Origin of the sequence: Paenarthrobacter sp. CM16 (genome assembly GCF_013179505.1) — a bacterium.
Classification (GTDB): Bacteria; Actinomycetota; Actinomycetes; order Actinomycetales; family Micrococcaceae; genus Arthrobacter.
Genome location: NZ_JABMCX010000532.1, coordinates 1 through 1,419, shown reverse-complemented (window position 1 = coordinate 1,419; position 1,419 = coordinate 1). Strand labels below are relative to the sequence as shown.

2 protein-coding genes are annotated in these 1,419 nt (G+C 61.3%); one reads left to right on the top strand and one right to left on the bottom strand.

All coding sequences use genetic code 11. The features are described 5' to 3' along the window. Window positions 1-160 precede the first annotated feature (160 nt). A complete protein-coding gene (locus HP499_RS24235) occupies window positions 161-880 on the bottom strand; it encodes a GAF and ANTAR domain-containing protein (RefSeq protein ID WP_172326569.1) in 720 nt (239 codons plus the stop codon). A gap of 202 nt (window positions 881-1,082) precedes the next feature. Between HP499_RS24235 and HP499_RS24230 the strand changes: the two genes are divergently transcribed. Beyond that, window positions 1,083-1,419 (top strand): RidA family protein (locus HP499_RS24230; RefSeq protein WP_172326568.1); only part of this gene is annotated, 337 nt, incomplete at its 3' end.

Genomic DNA, 1,419 nt, shown 5'->3' with positions numbered 1-1,419 from the left:
TTAAGGTATGCATCTAAAACCAATTCGTCGGCATTTCCTCCAATCCCGAAATAGTAGATCCACAATGTGTTGAGGCTGACATCTCCGACGCGGAATCTGCAGGAGGCCCGCAGGCGTTGATCAAATTCCGACATCCAAGCAGGCTGGGCATTCATCGACACTACCTGCCCCCCTGATCTCCGTGTCCGGCCCTATCCAGGATGTCGCCGGCTATTTCATGCAGCCGTTTATTGCTGTTGCGCGACGCCAACTGGATGAGTCGCAGCGCCGATTCGCGGTTGCAATGGTTTTGCACCATGATCAGCGAAATAGCTGCGTCCACAATCGCCCGTGACTTCAAGGCTGAACGCAGATGCTCGGGGTACGGTTCCTCCGCGTGCAGCCGCAGTGCCAGCCGCAGAATCCGCGAAAGGGAGTCCGCGTGCCGCTCCACCGACTCCACAGTGTCCGGGGTGAACGTCCCCAGTTCCGTGGAATAGCAGTTCAGGGCAGCCCTTGAGCCGTTGTCAGTGGCGATGGGGACGGCCAGCACGCTCCGGATGCCCTCGTCGGCGATAGCGGCGGCGTAGTGCTGCCACTGGTGATCGGTCTGAAGGTCAGAGATGAGGACTGTGCGTTGCTGCCGGAGCGCCGTGAGGCAAGGGCCGTCGTCGAACTCGTATTGCTTTTCATCGAGGCGCCGGGCAGCGTCACTGCTGCTGGCCACTGTGGAGGGGCCGCCATCGCGCTCCACCGTGATGGCGCAGAGCATCGGCGCTTCTCCGCCCAACAGCGACGCCGAAATCGTGGTGAGGCCGAGGAGGAATTCAGTGAAGCCGGGGCTCTCCAACAGCAGATCCTGCAGCTGCTCAGCTGTTGGTACTGCATCGTTCAGGGCCATTAAGGCCTCATTCCCGGGTACGCCGGGCGTGTGAGTCCGGCTGGCGGCAGTGCGCTCGTGTTCGCGCACGGCCCGGATATTCAACTCCGGACCTTGTGCTTCACCCGAAATCTCCTACTACCGACACTACGCCGTTGCCCTGAAACATGACAGGGCGAGGCCCCGTGATGGGATGTACTGACGCTACAAACAAAGGATGCCGATGCCCAGTGCAGTGACCCTCATTCGTTCCAACCTGCTCAGCTCTGCTGCAGAGTATGCCTATGCCGCGACGGCCCCCGCAGGTGCCAGGCTGATCTTCCTGGCGGGGTCCTGCCCGCTTAATGAGGATGGGACCACTGCAGGTATTGGCGACTATCAAGCCCAAGCCAGGAAGGCGGTGGAGAACATGTGCCTGGCTTTGGAAGCCGCAGGGGCAGGAATCGGGGACGTCATCTCCACCCGCGTCCTCGTCGCCTCTTCCGAGCAGTCCGATCTGGTGGCCTCCTGGGAGGTGGTGCGCGCGGCGTTTGGTGAGCATGACGTCCCGAGCACGCTGA